The 18912-nt window shown below is 72.0% G+C and carries 16 protein-coding genes and 1 pseudogene; 6 read left to right on the top strand and 11 right to left on the bottom strand.

Features of this window, described 5'->3' with window-relative positions:
* Positions 1-197: 197 nt before the first annotated feature.
* From ACZ4N4_RS16235 to ACZ4N4_RS16225, 3 genes and pseudogenes are all read left to right on the top strand, one after another.
* Entirely contained in the window at positions 198-1145 is a 948-nt protein-coding gene (locus ACZ4N4_RS16235; RefSeq protein ID WP_467588859.1) for a sulfite exporter TauE/SafE family protein, read from the top strand.
* A 121-nt stretch (positions 1146-1266) separates the two neighbouring features.
* A complete protein-coding gene (locus ACZ4N4_RS16230) occupies positions 1267-1635 on the top strand; it encodes a peptidoglycan-binding domain-containing protein (RefSeq protein ID WP_453570421.1) in 369 nt (122 codons plus the stop codon).
* A 146-nt stretch (positions 1636-1781) separates the two neighbouring features.
* Positions 1782-2184, top strand: a pseudogene (locus ACZ4N4_RS16225) (cation:proton antiporter domain-containing protein); the annotation flags it as partial.
* 51 nt (positions 2185-2235) lie between these two features.
* Here ACZ4N4_RS16225 and ACZ4N4_RS16220 read toward each other — a convergent pair.
* From ACZ4N4_RS16220 to ACZ4N4_RS16210, 3 genes are all read right to left on the bottom strand, one after another.
* Positions 2236-3990 carry a hypothetical protein gene (locus ACZ4N4_RS16220; protein WP_467588856.1) on the bottom strand — a complete coding sequence of 585 codons (1755 nt, stop codon included), beginning with the start codon at positions 3988-3990 and terminating at the stop codon, positions 2236-2238.
* A gap of 120 nt (positions 3991-4110) precedes the next feature.
* Positions 4111-4836 (bottom strand): TIGR03943 family putative permease subunit, encoded by a 726-nt coding sequence (locus ACZ4N4_RS16215; protein ID WP_453570424.1) that lies wholly within the window; start codon positions 4834-4836, stop codon positions 4111-4113.
* Positions 4833-5873, bottom strand: coding sequence for a permease (locus ACZ4N4_RS16210; protein ID WP_467588853.1), 1041 nt, complete (start codon positions 5871-5873; stop codon positions 4833-4835). Before ACZ4N4_RS16210 ends, ACZ4N4_RS16215 begins: the two co-directional genes overlap by 4 nt.
* A gap of 171 nt (positions 5874-6044) precedes the next feature.
* Between ACZ4N4_RS16210 and ACZ4N4_RS16205 the strand changes: the two genes are divergently transcribed.
* Entirely contained in the window at positions 6045-7934 is a 1890-nt protein-coding gene (locus ACZ4N4_RS16205) for an NAD-binding protein (RefSeq protein WP_467588849.1), read from the top strand.
* 125 nt (positions 7935-8059) lie between these two features.
* On the opposite strand, the gene ACZ4N4_RS16200 is transcribed toward ACZ4N4_RS16205, so the two are convergent.
* Positions 8060-9868: a S9 family peptidase gene (locus ACZ4N4_RS16200; protein WP_467588846.1), complete on the bottom strand. Its 1809-nt coding sequence runs from the start codon at positions 9866-9868 to the stop codon at positions 8060-8062.
* A 147-nt stretch (positions 9869-10015) separates the two neighbouring features.
* Here ACZ4N4_RS16200 and ACZ4N4_RS16195 point away from each other — a divergent pair, with 147 nt between their 5' ends.
* Complete coding sequence (locus ACZ4N4_RS16195) at positions 10016-10810, top strand: SURF1 family protein (RefSeq protein WP_467588843.1); 795 nt, start codon at positions 10016-10018, stop codon at positions 10808-10810.
* 33 nt (positions 10811-10843) lie between these two features.
* Here ACZ4N4_RS16195 and ACZ4N4_RS16190 read toward each other — a convergent pair whose 3' ends face one another.
* The 7 genes from ACZ4N4_RS16190 to ACZ4N4_RS16160 form a co-directional block, all read right to left on the bottom strand.
* Complete coding sequence (locus tag ACZ4N4_RS16190) at positions 10844-11935, bottom strand: hypothetical protein (protein WP_467588840.1); 1092 nt, start codon at positions 11933-11935, stop codon at positions 10844-10846.
* A 230-nt stretch (positions 11936-12165) separates the two neighbouring features.
* Complete coding sequence (locus ACZ4N4_RS16185) at positions 12166-12840, bottom strand: SigE family RNA polymerase sigma factor (protein WP_450761693.1); 675 nt, start codon at positions 12838-12840, stop codon at positions 12166-12168.
* 472 nt (positions 12841-13312) lie between these two features.
* On the bottom strand, positions 13313-14392 hold the full coding sequence (locus tag ACZ4N4_RS16180) for an aspartate-semialdehyde dehydrogenase (protein WP_453570431.1): 1080 nt from the start codon (positions 14390-14392) through the stop codon (positions 13313-13315).
* Positions 14389-15660: an aspartate kinase gene (locus ACZ4N4_RS16175; protein WP_351317465.1), complete on the bottom strand. Its 1272-nt coding sequence runs from the start codon at positions 15658-15660 to the stop codon at positions 14389-14391. The genes ACZ4N4_RS16180 and ACZ4N4_RS16175 overlap by 4 nt, the downstream gene beginning before the upstream one ends.
* Positions 15661-15894: 234 nt before the next feature.
* On the bottom strand, positions 15895-16554 hold the full coding sequence (locus tag ACZ4N4_RS16170; RefSeq protein ID WP_467588836.1) for a DUF5063 domain-containing protein: 660 nt from the start codon (positions 16552-16554) through the stop codon (positions 15895-15897).
* Positions 16547-17146, bottom strand: coding sequence for a recombination mediator RecR (gene recR / locus ACZ4N4_RS16165; protein ID WP_366354321.1), 600 nt, complete (start codon positions 17144-17146; stop codon positions 16547-16549). The genes ACZ4N4_RS16170 and recR overlap by 8 nt, the downstream gene beginning before the upstream one ends.
* A 136-nt stretch (positions 17147-17282) precedes the next feature.
* The gene (locus tag ACZ4N4_RS16160) at positions 17283-17627 is read right to left on the bottom strand and encodes a YbaB/EbfC family nucleoid-associated protein (protein WP_351940561.1); all 345 of its coding nucleotides are present in this window, start codon (positions 17625-17627) and stop codon (positions 17283-17285) included.
* A gap of 300 nt (positions 17628-17927) precedes the next feature.
* Here ACZ4N4_RS16160 and ACZ4N4_RS16155 point away from each other — a divergent pair, with 300 nt between their 5' ends.
* Entirely contained in the window at positions 17928-18680 is a 753-nt protein-coding gene (locus ACZ4N4_RS16155; RefSeq protein ID WP_360495862.1) for an SLATT domain-containing protein, read from the top strand.
* Positions 18681-18912: the final 232 nt, after the last annotated feature.

Genomic DNA, 18912 nt, shown 5'->3' with positions numbered 1-18912 from the left:
AGCACGGCTTCAGCCGGGTTTCAGCGCGGGGCGGAGGGTTTCAGCGCAGGGTTTCAGAGGATACGGCGGACGGCCTCGCAGGTTCCGGCGGACGGTTTCGACGGACGGCCTCACGGAGGTCCGGCGGACGGCCCCAGGGAAGCGGAGAAGACAGTTCCACACCTTTCCCATTAGGAATGGTGTTTAAGGTCCGCCCCATGGATTCCACCGGCCCGATCATCATCGCGGGAGCCCTGGTCGGGTTCGCCGTGGGTCTCACCCGCATGGGCGGCGGAGCCCTGATGACCCCGATCATGGTCATGGTGTTCGGGGTGAACCCGACGGCGGCCGTCGGCAGCGACCTGGCCGCGTCCGTGTTCATGAAGCCGTTCGGCGCGCTGGTGCACCAGCGGGCCGGCACCGTGCGCTGGGACATCGTGCGCCGGCTGCTGCCCACCGCGGTCCCGGCGGCCTTCGGCGGTGTCTTCCTGCTCCGCGCCCTCGGCGACGGCGACGACCTGCAACAACGCGTCAAGTACGGCGTCGGTACGGCGTTGCTGCTCGCTGTCGTCGGCATGCTCACCCGGCTGTGGCTGGACCGCCGCCGCGCCGCCACCGGAGCCGACGCGGAGGACGCCCATGTCCCGGTACGGCCGGTGCCGACGCTGCTCATCGGGCTGGCGGGCGGGGCGATCGTGCGGATGACCTCGGTCGGTTCGGGCTCCCTGATCATCGTGATGCTGATGCTGGCCCACCCGCGTCTCAAGGCGAACCATCTCGTCGGTACGGACCTGGTGCAGGCCATCCCCATGGTGGCCGCCGCGGCCCTGGGGCACCTGCTCGTCGGCGACGCAGACCTGCGACTCGCGGCCACCGTCCTGATCGGCGCGGTTCCGGGTGTCCTGCTCGGCTCCGTCATCTCCAGCCGGGTCGCCGGCGGCGCGGTGCGCTGGGCGCTGGTCGTCCTGCTGACCGGGTCGGGGCTGTCGATGCTGAAGTCGTCGTCCACCGTCGTCGTGCTCGGCTGCCTGGCGATGGCGCTGCTCGGCGGGATCGTCGGCATGCGCGACCGCCGTACCGCGCACCACCGGGCGGCGGCCGGGACGGCAGGCGAAACGGCGGACGAAACGGCAGCCGACGCGGTGGGCGTGAGCGGCGGCTCGTAGACGCTCCTGCGGTCCCGCGGTCCTCCGGTCCTCCGGTCCTCCGGTCCAGGCTGCGTGTCCGACTCGCGGAGGTCGCCGCTCGCGCGCGACCATGGCATGAGCCGGCCCTGAAGGAGCGCGCATGCGACGGAACCGACTGCTCACCTCGGCCGCGGCACTGAGCGCGGCCGCCGCACTGGGCCTGGCGGTGCCCCACACCGCCGCGGCCGCCACCGACCACAGCTGTTCCTACGTGTCGTCGGGCTTCCGGCCCACCCTCACCTACGGCGACAGCGGCGCGGCGGTCCAGCAGGCCCAGTGCCTCAGCAACGCGTGGGGCGGCGAGCCGCCCCGACTCGACCCCGACGGCGTCTACGGCACCCTCACGCAGAAGAAGATCGAGTGGATCCAGGTCTGCCACGGCCTCCCGGAGAGCGGCGTGATCGAGGGCCGCACCTGGCAGGCCCTCTACCACCCGGCTCTGGACTGTTACGCGCCGTATCCGACCTGACGGCCGCCCGGCCCACGCGGAACCGAGGCGAACCGAGGCGCACTCCGGCTCGGTCATGTCCGCCCTGCTCCGGCCCCTGCTCGAACCGCTGATCCCGCGCACCCCTGCGAACCGTTCGTCGGTGTCATGCCGTCGGCCGTCAGGCTCTGCACACCGACCCGGCGAGCAGTCCGCCGGTGCTGTCGCCCGCGCTCGCCCTGGCGGTGGTCACCGCGCTGACGAAGATCGCCACCGGGTAGGGGCCGCGAAGCGCGCCGGGATCTCCGCAAGGGCCGCTGGCGGGCCGGCGGCACGCTGGTCGCCCGCGGCGAGTTCTCCATCGTCATCGCGGGCCTCGCCGTCACCGCCGGCATCGAACCCTCCCTGGGACCGCTGGCCACCGCCTACGTCCTGATCCTGGTCGTCCTCGGCCCCCTCACCGCCCGCTACACCGAGCCCCTGGCCCGCCGCCTCACCCGGCGGTCGGGGACTGCGGAACCCCTACCGGCCGAGGGCACCGTGCCCGTCCCGGCCGGCGCGGAGGAACCGGCCACTGTCCGCCGGGCCTGAAGACAGGTCACCCCGGCGGTCGGGTGGCCGGCCGGCATCTTCCGGTGAGGCTCACTGGCGCACGGTGAAGTACTGCCACGCTCCCCACGTGCTGAGGTTCCCGGTGTCCTTGGCGCTCGGGACGTACTCGGCCCGGATCCGGAATCTGCCGCCCGTCGACCTGGTCAGGGCCGTCGACAGGTCGGTGGTGCTCTTCGACGTCAGGGAGTGGCACGTCGACGTGGTCCCGGTGTGCCAGGCGCCGTCCTGGTAGCGCTGGGTCTGGAAGCGGACGCACTGGGCCGGTTTGGCCGGGGCGACCGTGACGGCCAGCTTGGCCTTGGCCGTGTGGTGGTAGACGCGGTAGAGGACGGTGCCGTAGTGGGTCGTCGTGTAGTTGCCCGTCAGGGACTCCGCGACCTTCGCCCGGGCCGTCACCGTCTTCGTGGCCGTCGCGGGGGCGTAATGCTCGTCGCCCTTGAACTCCGCGGTGAACACGGTCCGGCGGGTGACCCGGTACGTCGCGGTCAGGTTGCCGTGGCTGTCGGTCTTGGCCGCCTTGACCAGCTTCTTACTGCCGCCGTACGGCTGGGCGTAGAGGGCAACGGTGCGGTCGTCATACGTCTTGCCCAGGTGGGCGGTGAGTCGCGCCGTCGCGCCGTAGCCGTAGGAGGCGGCGTTCGTGGTCAGGCTCAGCGCCGTGGGTGTGCGGGCGACCTGGACCGTCGCCGACGCGGTCGCCGGCTCGTGCGTGGAGTCGCCCGGGTAGGTCACCGTGTAGGTGTCGGCGCCGGCGTCCTGCGGGACGTCGGTGAAGCGCAGCGTGCCGTTCGGGGCCAGGGCCGCATCGGGAAGGGCGACGCCGGCGGGGTGGGCCCGGTCCGTCCTGGTCACGTGCACGGTCTCGCCTGAGGCGTAGGGCGCCGCCGACAACTGGCCGGTGACCGTCAGCGAGGCCGCCCTGTTCGACTTGGCCGGGGCGGTGAGGGCGAGGGTGGGGGTCGCGGGCGGGAGTTGGTACGGGACCGTGAAGGTGTAGGCGGCGGGGGCCTGGGAGATGTTGCCCGCCACGTCGACGGCCGCGACGTAGAGGGTGTGGACACCCCACGAGAACGCGGTCGTCAGGCTCGCCCTGCCCTGCGCGTCGGCCGCGACCTGGGGCGCGCCGATGCCGGGTGCCTGGTCGAGGCCGTAGACGAAGTGGTCCAGGCCGCTGGTCCGGCAGTCCGGGGCGCCCGCCGTCGTGCAGCCCTCGGGCAGCGACTCGGCGGAGGCGAAGGTGAAGGTGGTCGGCTGCCCGGCCGCCTTCGTCGGCGTTCCCGCTCCCGGCGGCGGGAAGTCCGGGTTCGTGACGGTGGGCGTGACCGGTGCGCTGCTGTCCACCTGGAAGTAGCAGGGGTCGGTCGGGTTCGAGTAGGACGTGCCGTCGTACGTCGAGGCGTGCCAGCCGTAGGCGTGACCGTTCGTCAGCGGCAAGGGCACGTAGACGGACTGGGAGAGCACCGGCAGGCCGTCGACCGAACCGTCAGCCGACTGTGCGCCGTCCGCGTCCCAGGCGTGTACGACGCCCTGGTACTTCACCCCGTTCACGGTCGGCCGCGGGACACCGATCGACACGCTGAAACCCTCGGGCGACGAGGTGGAGGCGGTGCGCCAGACCGGGCTGTCCGCGGTGCCGCAGCCCGTGCCGGCCGGCACGGTGGGCGTCGGCAGCGCCGGGTCGACGGGAGTCTCGTCGGCGGACGCCACCGTCGCCGGGAGCATGGCCGCCAGCGCGCCTGCCAGCAGCAAGGCCAGCCGGGCGCGTCTGTGCGTGGGTCTGTTCATGGTGTCGTCCTCCCCGTGTGCCGCGGTCCCCGGCCGCGGAGCAGGCGGAGCGTAACACCGGGTTCGAACAGACCTGCCGCTTCTTGATCAAGCATTTACTGGAGCCCGTCCCAGGACCGGTCAGTTGTTCCAGGTCTCGTCGTAAGGGTCGGCCGGCGTCGGGATCGGCTTGGCCTCGGTGACCTTCAGGAACGGGATCGGGCCGCCGTTGACCGGGTCGCGGGTCTGGCGGGCGGTGTACGTGCCCGTCACCTGGAGCCAGGCGTCCGGCTGGAGGACCGGGGGTATCTTGCCGGTCAGGGCGACCTTCACCGGCTGGGCGTCCGCCGCACAGCAGTTGAGGGCCATCCGGACCAGGTAGGGGGTGCCGGCGGGGTCCACGGCCACGAAGCCGGAGATGCGGACGCGGTGGCCGTCGAGCGAACGCCCGTGGTCGTACACCGCCCGGCCCGCGTAGTCGACCAGGGCGAGCGGGATCGGGTCCCCGGTCGGCAGCTTCGTGTAGCCGTACGGCTGTTGCAGGGCCGTACCCGCGCGCATCGCGCTGTAGGAGCCGAGCGCGGGCGGGGCGATGAGGATCAGGGCCAGGAGGGGAAGGACCAGGAGCCAGGAGATCCGGGGTTCGGGGTGGCTGTGCTCCGTGCCGGCAGCGGCGGTACGACGGCGGCTGCGGCGCCACTCGTACCAGGCCGTCGCCAGGGCCGAGACGATCAGGACCGCGCCCGCCGCCAGCAGCAGCGGGCGCAGACCCGCCTTCACGTAGCGCAGATAGAGGTCGGTGGCGCCCGCGTGCAGCAGGGCCGCCCCCACCAGGAACATCATCGCCGCCTGGGCCTGCCGGTTCACAGCAGCACCGCCCCGGTCAGGACCGCGCCGGTGATCGCCGCGGCGAAGGTGGCCGGGGCGAAGCGCAGGGCGAAGCCGCGGCCGAAGGTGCCCGCCTGCATCGCGAAGAGTTTGAGGTCGATCATCGGGCCCACGATCAGGAACGCCAGCTTCGCGGTGAGCGAGAACTGGGTCAGGGACGCCGCCACGAACGCGTCCGCCTCCGAGCAGATGGAGAGGAGCACCGCGAGGATCGACAGGGCGAGGATCGCGATCAGCGGGTTGGCGGCGGCCGTGCGCAGCCATTCCGCCGGGGCCACCGCCTTCAGGGTCGCCGCCGCCATCGCGCCGAGGACCAGGAAGCCGCCCGCGTGCACGGTGTCGTGGCGGACCGAGTCCCAGAACGCCTCCGCCCTGGTCTCGCCCTCGTGGTGCGCGTGCGCCGGCAGGCGCAGCCAGTCGGTACGGCCGAGGCGCTGCCACAGCCAGCCCATCCCGCACGCCACCAGCAGGCTGCCGGCGAACCGCGCCAGCACCATCTCGGGGTTGCGTGGGAACGCCACCGCTGTCGCCGTCAGCACGATCGGGTTGATCGCGGGGGCGGAGAGCAGGAAGGCGATGGCCGCGGCCGGGGTGACGCCCCGGCGGACCAGGGCGCCGGCCACCGGGACGGAGGCGCACTCGCAGCCCGGCAGTACGGCGCCGGCCAGCCCCGCGACCGGGACGGCCAGCGCGGGGCGGCCGGGCAGGGCACGGGCGAAGAAGGACGGGGGCACGAAGACCGCGATCGCCGCCGAGAGAAGCACACCGAGGACGAGGAAGGGGAGCGCCTGGACGACCACCGCCACGAACACCGTCATCCAGCTCTGCATCACCGGCGTCGACAGCGCGCCGCGCACCGGGCCCTGGAACACCACGACCAGCAGGAGCAGCAGGGTCAGGGCCAGGGGGGAGCTGAGATGCCAGCCCTCCTGGCCGGGCGGGGTGCGGCTGCCCTCGCCCGGTGTCCCGTCCTCGGACGCGTGGCCGGGCGGGGCGGCTTCTTCGGTGATGGCCACGGGTGGGATACCTCCGGCACTTCGGTCAGATCCGGGATTATGCTCCCTGCCCTTCCCTACGGGCGGCCGGGGGCGGCTGTTCACCTCGTTGCTGGAACCATGCGTGCTGTTGAGGCAGTCTTTTCCCTTGTGGCGAGCGTTCCGTATCAAGGTGGTGGCGCCCCGGCGCACATGGTGGTCTGCGGCGACGACGGGCTCGCGCACCGGCTGGCGGCCGAGTTGCGCGTGGTGTACGGCGAACAGGTCACGCTTGTCGTGCCGCCGAACGTGCGGATCGTCAGGCCGCCGGTGGTCGGACGGGCCCGGGCCGCCTCGGCCGCGCTCCTCGACCGGGTGGTCAGCGCCACCGTCGGACGCGCCGACGGGAACGGCGGCAACGGTGCGGGCGGCGGCACCGTCCCGGCCGTCGGTGAAGGCCCGCGCGGGGAGCGGGTGCTGGAGGCCGTCGAGGCCACCGAGGCCGTGCTCGCGGAGGCGGGCGTGGAGCGGGCCGCCGCGCTCGCGCTGGTGTACGACGACGACGAGACCAACATCCGGGCCGCTCTCACCGCGCGCCGGCTGAACCCCCGACTGCGGCTGGTGCTGCGGCTGTACAACCGGCGGTTGGGGCAGCACATCGAGGAACTCCTGGACCAGGCCGCCGTGTTGGCGGTCGGCGACCTGGACGGCGGTGCGGGCGACACGTCCACGACCGTACTCTCCGACGCCGACACCGCCGCCCCCGCGCTCGCCGCCACCGCGCTCGCCGGGACCGGCAAGGTCGTCCAGACGGACGGGCTGGTGCTGCGGGCGGTGGACCTGCCGCCGGGGGCTCTCGCCGGGCCGGACGCCGGCCAGGGGCTGTGCACGCTGGCACTGTTCTCGGCGAACAACAACGGTCCCGAACCGGTTGAGGGCGCCTGGGAGCAGGGGCCGCGGCTGCTGCCCGACGACGCGGAGGTACGGGCCGCGGGTGAGCGTGGCGTGATGGTGCTGGAGCAGGTGTCCTCGTCCTCGTCCGCGGCGGCCTCGCAGGACCGGCACCGGGCCGGGTTCGGGGCCGGGGTCGTGCCGCTGCTCGTCTCGCTGTTCTCGCGGCGGCTGCGGTGGTCGCTGGCCGGGGTCGTGGGGTGTGTGGTCGCGCTCGCGGTCGCGCTGTCGGTGGTGACGGGTATTCATCCGGTACGGGCTTTCTACTACACGCTCCTCGATCTGTTCGCCATCGACGATCCCGCGATCGGTCAGTCGCTCGGGCGGCAGATCCTTCAACTGCTCTCCGGGTTGATGGGGTTGCTGCTGCTGCCGGTGCTGCTGGCGGCGGTGCTCGAAGCGCTCGGTACCTTCCGGACGGCTTCCACGCTGCGGAAGCCGCCGCGGGGGCTGAGCGGGCATGTGGTGCTGCTCGGGCTGGGCAAGATCGGGACGCGGGTGCTGACGCGACTGCGCGAACTGCAGGTCCCCGTGGTGTGCGTCGAGTCCGATCCGGACGCGCGCGGGCTTGCGGTGGCCCGGCGGCTGCGGGTGCCGGTGGTGCTCGGGGATGTCACCCAGGAGGGGGTCCTGGAGGCCGCCAAGATCCATCGGGCGCAGGCGCTGCTCGCGGTGACCAGCGCGGATACGACGAATCTGGAGGCCGTGCTGTACGCGCGGGCGGTACGGCCGGACCTGAAGGCGGTGCTGCGGCTGTACGACGACGACTTCGCGACGGCCGTGTACCGGACGCTGCGGGCCGCGCATCCGCGTGCGGTCACCCGGAGCCGGAGTGTGTCCTATCTGGCGGCGCCGTCCTTCGCGGGGGCGATGCTGGGGCGGCAGATCCTCGGGGCGATTCCGGTGGAGCGGAAGGTGTTGCTGGTGGCGGCGGTGGATGTGGGCGGGCATCCGCAGTTGGAGGGGCGGACGGTGGACGGGGCGTTCCGGCCGGGGGCGTGGCGGGTGCTGGCGCTCGAGGGGCGGCCGGTCGCCGGGGACTATCTGCTGAGAGATGGGGACCGGGTGCTGGTCGCGGTCACTCGACGGGGGCTGGCGGAGTTGTCCGGCCGCCGGGTGCCGCCCACCCACCCCCCGGACTCGCTCGGTTGAGAGATGGGGGTGGGTGGGTTGCGGTGGTGCGGTTCCGCGCGGGTGCGTGGCGACCGGTCGCGCCCACGCGGCGGCAGCCGCACATCGATGCAGCCCCGCGCCCCTTGCGGGGCGCCGAGTCCGGGTCAGTCCGTCGGCGCTGTCGCCGTGGGCATGAGGTGGGTTTCCGCGAACTCCATCTCCAGTCTCAGCTGCTTGATCCGTTCGTCGACCACCAGGGAGCCGTGGCCCGCGTCGTAGCGGTAGACCTCGTGGGGGGCCGAGCGGGCTGCCAGGCGGGTGACGTAGTTGTCGATCTGGCGGATGGGGCAGCGGGGGTCGTTGACGCCGGCCGAGATGTAGACCGGTGCCTTGACGTCGTCCACGTACGTCAGGGGTGAACTCGCGGCGAAGCGGTCCGGGACCTCCTCCGGCGTGCCGCCCAGCAGCGTGCGGTCCATGGCCTTCAGGGACTCCATCTCGTCGTGGTACGCCGTGACGTAGTCGGCGACCGGGACGACCGCGATGCCCACCGCCCAGGAATCGGGCTGGGTGCCCAGGCCCAGCAGGGTCAGGTAACCGCCCCAGGAGCCGCCGGTCAGGATCAGCCGGTCGGGGTCGGCCAGGCCGGACTCCACCGCCCAGTCCCGTACCGCCGCCACGTCCTCCAGCTCGATCAGGCCCACCCGGTGCTTCAGCGCGTCCGTCCAGGCCCGGCCGTAGCCCGTGGAGCCCCGGTAGTTGATGCGGACCACCGCGTAACCGTGGTCCACCCAGGCCGCCGGGCCCGCCGCGAAGCTGTCACTGTCGTGCCAGGTCGGGCCGCCGTGCAGGTCGAAGACGGTCGGCAGCGGCCCCTCCGCTCCCGCCGGCTTCTGGATCAGCGCGTGGATACGGCCGCCGGGGCCCTCCACCCACGCGTCCGAGACCGGGACGGACGGGGGGCACTTCATGCCCGGCGGATCCAGGACCACCTCGCCCGTCGTCGAGCGGACCACCGGCGGCTCGGCGGCGGAGGACCAGAGGTACTCGACGCTTCCGTCGGGGCGGGCCGTCGCCCCGGAGACCGAGCCCGCCGGGGTCGGGATCCCGGTCAGCTCGTGCGTCGCCAGGTCGTAGCGGAACAGTTCGCTGCGGGCCTTGTGGCTGTGGGCGATCAGCAGAGCGCTGCCGTCCGGATACCACTCCGCGCTCACGTCGCCCGGCAGGTCCAGGGTCAGGTCCGTCTGTTCGCCGGTCACGACGTCCCAGACCAGCGGCTCCCAGCGGCCGCGACGCTGGTGGCCGATGAGCAGCCGCGGATCGCCTTCGACCGGGGCGAAGCCCAGCACCTCCAGGCCCAGTTCCTCCGCGCCGCCCCTGGTGTCGTCCAGCTCGGCGACCGGCGTGGCGTCCGGGCGGATCACGCGCAGCGCCGAGTGCATCGCGTCGCCGTGCTCGGTGTGCTCGATGGCGATCAGCGAGCCGTCGTGGGAGAGGTCGCCGACGCCCGCCGACTCATGGTGGCGGTAGATCTCCCGCGGCTTCTCCCCCGCTCTGACCAGGTAGATCGTCGTACCCTCGTCGTCGGTGGAACGGCCCACGACCGCCGTACGGCCGTCCCGGCCCAGGGCCAGGCCCGAGGGGTACGACGGCTCCAGGCCCGGTGTCGCCTCCTCGTCCGCGCCGCCGCCGAAGGGCTGGCGGCGCCAGACGCCGAACTCGTCGCCGTCCTTGTCGTCGAACCACCAGATCCACGCCCCGTCCGGGGAGAGCAGCCCGTCCGTCGTGCCGTTCGGCCGGTTCGTCGCCTGGCGCTGCTCTCCGCTCGCGCGGTCCCAGGCGTACAGCTCATACGTCCCCGTCGCGTTCGACACGAACAGGGAACGGTCGGGGGCGTCCTCCGCCCAGTCGGGCAGGGAGACCCGAGGGGCGCGGAAGCGCTTCTCCCAGTCCGGCATGTCGCTCTCACTCATGGCCGCAGTCATGGCCCCATAGTGCCCGCACCCGCCCACAATGCGCTGGCGGGCGTCCTCAGCCTGTGGATAACTTTGCGCGCGGCCGCCCGCACGGGGCCGACCCCACTCCCAACCCGCCGCAAAGCGCCCCGTACCGTGGAAGGCGTGTACCGCTTTCTGCTGACACCCCGTTGGTGGGGCATCAACGTCTTCGTGCTGCTCGCCATCCCGTTCTGCATCTTCATGGGGTCCTGGCAGCTGAGCCGCTTCGAGTCGCGGGTCGAGGCGCACCGCAGCGCCGACAAGCAGGTCGAGACCGCCCGGACGGAAGCGGCCCGGCCCCTGGCCGACCTGCTCCCCGTCGACCAGTCGACCTCCGGGAAGCGGGCCACCGTCAGCGGCCGGTACGCCAAGCAGCTGCTGGTGCCCGACCGGCAGCTCGACGGCAAGGACGGCTTCTACGTCCTGACCCTGCTGCGCACCGACTCCGGCCAGGCCCTGCCCGTCGTCCGCGGCTGGCTGCCCGGCAAGGCCGACGCGGCCGAGGCGCCCGCCCCGCCGGCCGGCGAGGTCACCGTCACCGGGGCGCTGCAGGCCTCCGAGACGCCCGGGGACAACGGCGTCAGCACCCAGGGCGGGCTGCCGTCCGGGCAGACGGCGGCGATCAGCGCGGCCTCGCTGGTGAACCTGGTGCCGTACCGGGTGTACGACGCGTGGATCACGCTGGAGAAGGCCGACTCGGGGATGACGGCCGTCCCGGCGATCGCGCCGGACAACTCGGGGCTCGACCTGAAGGCGTTCCAGAACCTCGGCTACACCGGCGAGTGGTTCGTGTTCGCGGGGTTCACGGTGTTCATGTGGTTCCGACTGCTGCGCCGCGAGGTGGAGTTCGCCCGGGACGCGGCGCTCGGCCTGGTGCCGGACGAGGAGACCCAGGCCCGGCAGCCGAGCGCCGTCTGACGGACGCCGACGGCGCCGCCCCCGCGGCGCCGGTCACACCGCCGGCAGGACCCCGGTCCAGTAGACCGTCCCGGCGCACGCGTTCGTCACCGTCGCGGAGCCGGTCGGGGACCCGGCCTCCGGGGTGTACGAGACCGCGACGCCGCCGTCGGCCGTGCCGTCCTCGGTGAGCAGCTGGGCGGTGACGCCGTCCGACCCCGACGTGGTCGTACCGGTGCTGCTGCCGGGGTCCTCGGAGGGGGTCGGGGAGGGCGTGCTGCCGCCGGTGCCGCCGGTGTCGGTGGAGCCGTCGGTGCCGGAGCCGCTGGTCGGGCAGGTCTCCAGGGGGACGAAGCCGAACTTCTCGTCGTAGGCCGCGCCGGGGGCCAGGACCAGGCCGGTCAGCTCGGTGGACGGGTCGGGGAGCCCGGCCGCCGCGTCGCCCGAGGTGTGCCGGACCGCGCTGAGCTTGGTGGCGTCGGCCGCGCCCTGCGCGAGCAGGCCCACGCTGCCGGGGCCGCCGACCGTACAGCTCGTCTTCGAGACGTTCACCACCCGGAAGGTGCCGTAGACGACGCCCGTCGAGTCGGGGGCGTCGACGGTGGCGGTCGGGGTGGCGAGCTGGTCCGAGGTGCAGACCGGGGCCGTGGTGTCGGCGCTGGCCGAGGGGACGACCTTGGTGCCGCCGACGGCGCCGGTGGTCTCGTCCTTGCCGCCGTCCTTGGCGCCGCCGGTCTGCTGGTCGGTGGCCTGGCCGCTGCTGGCGCCCGCGGTGCTGGAGCCGCCGTCCGGGTTCTTGCCGCCCGCGGAGCCGCCCTGGGCCTGGGAGGCCTGGCCGGCCATCGAGGTGTTGGGGTCGATGCCGCCGGAGTTGGAGACGTGCACGAGGGCGGGGACCGCGGTGCCGATGAAGAGGGCCGCGGCCGCCATGCCCACGGCGGCCTGGCGCTTGCGGGCCCGGCGGGCCGGGACGGCGCGGCGCAGGTGGTCGAGGACGCCGTCGCGCGGTGCGAGATCGTCGACCGCGGAGTGCAGCATCCGGCGCAGCGCAAGTTCGTCGGCACCGAGCCCGTCATGGCCGGCGCCGAGCCCGTCGAAGCCCTGTCCGAGCTCCTCGGGGCCCTTTTCGTCGGGGCCGTGGTTCACAGTTCCGTTCCCAGCGTGCGATTGCTTGTGCTCTTGCTCGTGGTCCCGCGCCGGCTCTCGCCGGCCGGCAGGCCCGTGGTCCCGGGCCGGCTCCCCCGGACCGTGCGGCTCTCCCGAGCCGTGAGAACCGTGCGACTCGCGGCCGGCGCGTGGCGCACCGTCCCGTGTCGGCTCGTGCCAGGCGTAGGGCTCGTGGCGATCATGTGAGTCGCCTCCCTGGGGGCTGTCCGTCATGCCGCCGACTCCATCGCCACCCGTAGCGCCGCGATGCCGCGCGAGCCGTACGCCTTCACCGACCCCAGCGATATGCCGAGCGTCTCGGCGACCTGGGCCTCGGTCATGTCGGCGAAGTAGCGCAGCACCAGGACCTCGCGCTGCCGGCGCTGCAGGCCCTTCATCGCCTTGATCAGGTCGCGCCGCTCCAGCTGGTCGTAGGCGCCTTCCTCGGCGCTCGCCATGTCGGGCATCGGCTTGGAGAGGAGCTTGAGGCCGAGGATGCGGCGGCGCAGCGCGGAGCGGGAGAGGTTGACGACCGTCTGGCGCAGGTAGGCCAGGGTCTTCTCCGGGTCGCGGACGCGTTTGCGGGCCGAGTGGACACGGATGAACGCCTCCTGCACGACGTCCTCGCAGGAGGCGGTGTCGTCGAGGAGGAGCGCGGCGAGGCCGAGCAGTGAACGATAGTGCGCCCGGTAGGTCTCGGTGAGGTGGTCGACGGTGGTACCGGCCGCCGCCGTCTCCTCGGCGCCGTCGCGCTGGCTGGGTATGCGGGTGGGCCGCGCTGCGGGCATGGGCGCGATCACCGGCATGCCGCCGGCCGCGCCGGACATACGAGGGCGCAGGCCCGCGCGGGGCGGCCGCAAGGCCGTCGCGCCGAGGGGCGCACTGAGTTCGAGTACCTCTGCCACGTCAGTTGGACACGTCTACCCCCTTCGGGGTTGTACGTGCCGGGCATCACTTTCGTGTCAGGCGCGCCGGGCGGGTTCGCGCCGGGCATGCCGGGCCGGCCGGCCCGCGCGGTCGAGACCGTTCTCCGCGCGTCCGGCAGTACACCCGACGGTGCCTCACATGCCGTCATGCGTCCCGCTCTTCCCTTGTGTCCCATATGAACGGGCGTCCCCACGCCCTGATCACGGCGTCCCCACGCCAGGATCATGCGTCCCACGACCCGAGGGCCGGCCGCGTAAGCGCCCCGTAAGAGGGCGATCGCAAAGACGCTCCCCGCCGCCCGCGTGGTTGCGGAGGACGGGGAGGAAAATCTTCGAACGACGAGGGGCCGGGGTTCAAGTGGTTTGGACCATGCTCATGGCCACATTTCTTACTCGGCCCCTACTTGTGGGCCCGCTCCCACCCAGGACGTTTCCCGTGGTCACCGGCTGTTCACGCGAACTCCGCCATACCTGAACGGCCAGTCAGTTCCGCCGCCACCAGCTCGGCGATCTGCGCGGTGTTCAGGGCGGCACCTTTGCGAAGATTGTCCCCGCAGACGAAGAGTTCCAGCGCGGTCGGGTCGTCGAGCGCCCGCCGCACCCGCCCCACCCAGGTCGGATCGGTGCCCACCACGTCGGCCGGGGTCGGGAACTCCCCGGCGGCCGGGTTGTCGAAGAGGACGACCCCCGGGGCGGTGTCCAGGATCTCCCGGGCGCCCTCGACCGTGACCTCGCCCTGGAAGCGGGCGTGCACGGTCAGGGAGTGCGTGGTGATCACCGGGACCCGGACGCAGGTCACGGCGACCGGAAGCTTCGGCAGCCCGAGGATCTTGCGGGACTCGTCCCGCACCTTCATCTCCTCCGACGACCAGCCGTCCTCGCGCAGCGACCCGGCCCACGGTACGACGTTCAGCGCGACCGGCTCCGGGAACGGCCCGGTGCTGTCCCCGACGGCCCGCCGTACGTCACCGGGCTTGGTGCCCAGCTCGGTACCGGCGACCATCGACAGCTGGGCCCGCAGGGTCTCCACGCCGGCCCGCCCTGCCCCGCTCACCGCCTGGTACGACGACACCACCAGCTCGCGCAGCCCGAACTCGGCGTGCAGCGCGCCCAGGGCGACGATCATCGACAGGGTGGTGCAGTTGGGGTTGGCGATGATCCCGCGCGGCCGGCTGCGGGCGCAGTGCGGATTGACCTCGGGCACCACCAGGGGCACCTCGGGGTCCATCCGGAAGGCCCCGGAGTTGTCCACGACGACCACGCCCCGGGCGGCGGCGACCGGCGCCCAGCGCGCGGAGATCTCGTCGGGCACGTCGAACATCGCGACGTCGATCCCGTCGAAGGCCTCCTCCGACAGGGCGACGACCTCGACCTCCTCCCCGCGCACGGTCAGCTTGCGGCCGGCCGAGCGCGCGGAGGCGATCAGGCGGATCTCGCCCCAGACGTCCGCCCGCTGGGACAGGATCTGGAGCATGACCGTGCCGACGGCCCCGGTCGCCCCAACGACCGCGAGCGTCGGCTTGGCAGTCATCGGCCGGTGCCTCCGTAGACCACGGCCTCGTCGCTGTCGGAGTCGAGCCCGAAGGCGGTGTGCACGGCGCGCACGGCCTCCGGCACGTCGTCGGCGCGGGTGACGACCGAGATACGGATCTCGGAGGTCGAGATCAGCTCGATGTTCACGCCCGCGTCGGACAGCGCCTCGAAGAACGAGGCGGTGACTCCGGGGTTGGTCTTCATACCCGCGCCGACCAGCGAGATCTTGCCGATCTGGTCGTCGTAGCGCAGTGAGTCGAAGCCGATGCCCGGCCGGTTGCGCTCCAGGGCGTCGATGGCCTTGCGGCCCTCGGTCTTCGGCAGCGTGAAGGAGATGTCGGTCAGGCCGGTGGCCGCGGCGGACACGTTCTGCACGACCATGTCGATGTTGACCTGGGCGTCGGCGATGGTCCGGAAGATCGCGGCGGCCTCACCCGGCTTGTCCGGCACACCGACGACCGTGATCTTGGCCTCGGAGGTGTCGTGCGCGACACCGGAGATGATGGCCTGCTCCACCTTCTTGTCCCCAATCGGCTGACTGCTGACCCACGTGCCCTGAAGTCCGCTGAAGCTGGACCGGACGTGGATCGGGATGTTGTAACGGCGGGCGTACTCCACACAGCGGTGGAGCAGCACCTTGGAACCGGAGGCGGCGAGCTCCAGCATGTCCTCGAAGGAGATCCAGTCGATCTTCCGCGCCTTCTTCACCACGCGCGGGTCGGCGGTGAACACACCGTCGACGTCGGTGTAGATCTCACAGACCTCGGCGTCCAGCGCGGCGGCAAGCGCCACGGCCGTGGTGTCGGACCCGCCGCGCCCCAGCGTGGTGATGTCCTTCTTGTCCGCGCTGACGCCCTGGAACCCGGCCACGATGGCGATGTTGCCCTCGTCCAGCGCCGTCCTGATCCGCCCCGGCGTGACGTCGATGATCCGGGCTTTGTTGTGGACCGAGTCGGTGATGACGCCTGCCTGGCTGCCGGTGAACGACTGGGCCTCGTGGCCCAGGTTTTTGATCGCCATGGCCAGCAGTGCCATGGAGATACGCTCTCCGGCGGTCAGCAGCATGTCGAACTCACGCCCGGCAGGCATCGGGGATACCTGCTCGGCCAGATCGATCAGCTCGTCCGTCGTGTCGCCCATCGCGGAAACGACGACAACCACCTGGTTGCCGTTCTTCTTCGCTTCCACGATTCGCTTGGCGACGCGCTTGATGCCCTCGGCATCGGCAACGGAGGAACCTCCGTACTTCTGCACGACAAGGCCCACGTGCGCTCCTCGCTCGGTTTGTCTGTGTCGGCTCAGTTTAACGAGCGGTCGAATTCCACCAGCGTGCTCCCGCATGGTGAGACGTCCTGGCGGGGTGTTCCGCCGCTCGCTTCCGGGACGGAACATGCCCAGCTCGCGGCACACCACGCAGGAAAGTGCGGTGGCTCACAGTGACTGGCGCGACGGCACGACGAGGACGAAAAGGAAGACCTTTTTCCGGGCCGAAGCCCCGGCTCACTTGGCCCTGAGGCCCAGCTGTCCGCCGATCTCCTCCTGCATGACCTGGCCGGCCTCGAACTCCAGTGTCTCGTCGCCGATCGTGTCCTGGTCCGTGTCCAAGCCGTTCAGCTCCGCCAGGGGCTGGTCGAGGCGGACGTGGATGAGGATGGACTGGAGGGCGCGCAGGGTGGCGGAGGCGGTGGGGCCCCAGTTGGAGAAGTAGGAGAACTGCCACCACCACAGGGCCTCGGTGGTGCGGCCGGCCCGGTAGTGGGCCATGCCGTGGCGGAGGTCGGTGATGATGTCGGCCAGGTCGTCCGAGAGACGGGCCGGCACGGGCGCCCTGCGGGGCTCGTACGGGTCGAAGACCTCGGAGTAGACGTCGATGGGCTCCAGGAGGCGCGCGAAGTTCTCGCGGAGCTGGTCGACGTCCGGCTCGGGGCCGAGGTCCGGCTCGTAGCGCTCGTCGGGGACGATGTCCTCGTGCGCGCCGAGGCGGCCGCCGGCCAGCAGCAGCTGGGAGACCTCCAGGAGGAGGAAGGGGACCGCCGAGTCCGGCTCGTCGCCCTTGGCCACCTCCGTGACGGCCACCAGGAAGCTCTCGACCTGGTCGGCGATCTGGACCGCGAAGTCGTCGGGGTCCTGGGCGGTCGCGTGCAGTGTGGCGTCAGACATCTAGGAGTCGTCTCCCCTCGAAGGCGCGACCGAGGGTGACCTCGTCCGCGTATTCCAGGTCGCCACCCACCGGGAGGCCGCTGGCCAGGCGGGTGACCTTCAGGCCCATGGGTTTGATCATGCGGGCGAGGTAGGTGGCGGTCGCCTCGCCCTCCAGGTTCGGGTCCGTGGCCAGGATGAGCTCGGTGACCGCGCCGTCGGCGAGCCGGGCGAGCAGCTCCCTGATCCGCAGATCGTCGGGGCCGACGCCCTCGATCGGGCTGATCGCGCCGCCGAGCACGTGGTAACGGCCGCGGAACTCACGGGTGCGCTCGATGGCGACCACGTCCTTGGGCTCCTCGACCACGCAGATCACCGTCGGGTCGCGGCGCGTGTCACGGCAGATGTTGCACAGCTCCTCCTGCGCCACGTTGCCGCAGGTCGCGCAGAACCGGACCTTCGCCTTGACCTCCAGGAGGGCCTGGGCGAGCCGCCGTACGTCCGTCGGCTCGGCCTGCAGGATGTGGAAGGCGATCCGCTGCGCGCTCTTCGGACCGACGCCGGGCAACCGCCCCAACTCGTCGATGAGGTCCTGGACCACGCCTTCGTACAACGGACTGCCCTTCCTGGAGTCTTTCGGTACGTACCGTAGTTGGCTGCCGCCTGTCCTAGGAAGGCGGTGCGGGTGTCGCGCGGGCGACGAACATCAGAACGGCGAGATCAGAGCGGTGGCGGAAACCGCCCGGGGATCAGAACGGCAGACCGGGAATACCGCTGCCGCCGCCCAGACCCTGCGTCAGCGGGCCGAGCTTCTGCTGCTGGAGCGCCTGGGCGTTCGCGTTGGCCGCCTGGACGGCCGCGACGACCAGGTCGGCGAGGGTCTCGGTGTCCTCAGGGTCCACCGCCTTCGGGTCGATCTTCAGCGTGCGCAGCTCGCCGGCGCCGGTCACGGTGGCCGTCACCAGGCCGCCGCCCGCCTGCCCGTCGACCTCCGTGTTCGCCAGCTCCTCCTGGGCCCGTGCCAGGTCTTCCTGCATCTTCTGGGCCTGCTGGAGCAGCTGCTGCATGTTGGGCTGGCCACCACCGGGGATCACGATCAGCTCCTGGGTCCGCATCCGTGTCTGGTTCTGCTCTGCTGTGGATGAGCCTACGTGGTCGACGCAGCCATCGCCCCGCCACTCTTTCGAGTGAGAATCCTGACGGCCCTATACCTGATCAAGGCCCACTTCCGAGCGGAAAAGAGGCGAAAGCAAGGCCTTCGCCACCCATTGGGCGGTAGGAAGGGTTCCCGTTGTCAGCATCCATTGTCACGTGCAGTGCCATGGCCGACGCCATGCGCAACGACGGTCCGATGTCACGGAACGTGATCGGTTGTGATCAGTAGGGAGTGCCGGGTGGGCCAGCCGGAGATGCAGCCCGAGGGGCCGCCTCAGGACGGGCGGGGCGAGGGCGCGGCCGGACTGCGGCCGGGTGACCTGACCGGGCGGCCGTTCCCGCTCGGGGACTGGGGTGAACCGGCCGAGCGGCTCGACGAGCTGTACCGGTGGGTGGAGCGCGGGGCGCTGCAGACCGCCGCGTGGTACTTGGCGGACCGGGTGTGGAAGCGGCGGGGGGCGCGGGCGCTGCGGTGCGGGGCGGCCGTGGGCGCGGTGCTGGGTGCCGCGCTGCCGCTCCTTGACCTCACCGGCGTGGTCGGCGGGGTCGCGCCCTGGGGGTATCTCGCGCTGCTGCTGGCGGTGGCATGCGTCGGCGTCGACCGGTTCTTCGGGGTGACCTCCGGCTGGATAAGGGACATGGCGACCGCGCAGGCCGTGCAGCGACGGCTCCAGGTGCTCCAGTTCGACTGGGCGTCGGAGAGCGTCCGGGAGGTGCTGGGACCGGCGGAGGGCACGGCGAGCGAGGCGGCCGAGCGGTGCCTGGCGGTGCTGCGGCGGTTCTCGGAGGACGTGACCGAGCTGGTCCGCACGGAGACGGCCGACTGGATGGTGGAGTTCCGGACCGGACCGGCGCCGCTCGGCATGCAGGCGACGGTGACGGCGGGGCCGCGCGCGGACGCGGGACATCTGAACGGCCGCTTCCCGCTGCCCCCGGGCACGAACGGAACCCGCCCGAACATGCCCAGACAACGGCCACCGGAGCCGCGGTGAAGCCCTCGGCAAGTCCCGGTGAGGTCCCGGCTGACCCGGCGAGACCCGGCAAGGTCCCGGCTGACCCGGCGAGACCCGGCTGACCCCGGCGCGGTCCTGCCTGGTCCAGGCGATGTCATGGCCAGGTCCCGGCGAGGCCCGGCAAGGCCCCGGCTGGTCCAGGCGATGTCCCGGCCGGGCCCCCGTGAGCAGATTTGTCACGACGGCCTAATGTCTTGACATCGACGGAACC

Source organism: Streptomyces sp. NPDC026538, from assembly GCF_055567535.1.
The sequence above is the reverse complement of the archived record's forward strand: the minus strand, read 5'-3'. Positions and strand labels throughout refer to the sequence as shown.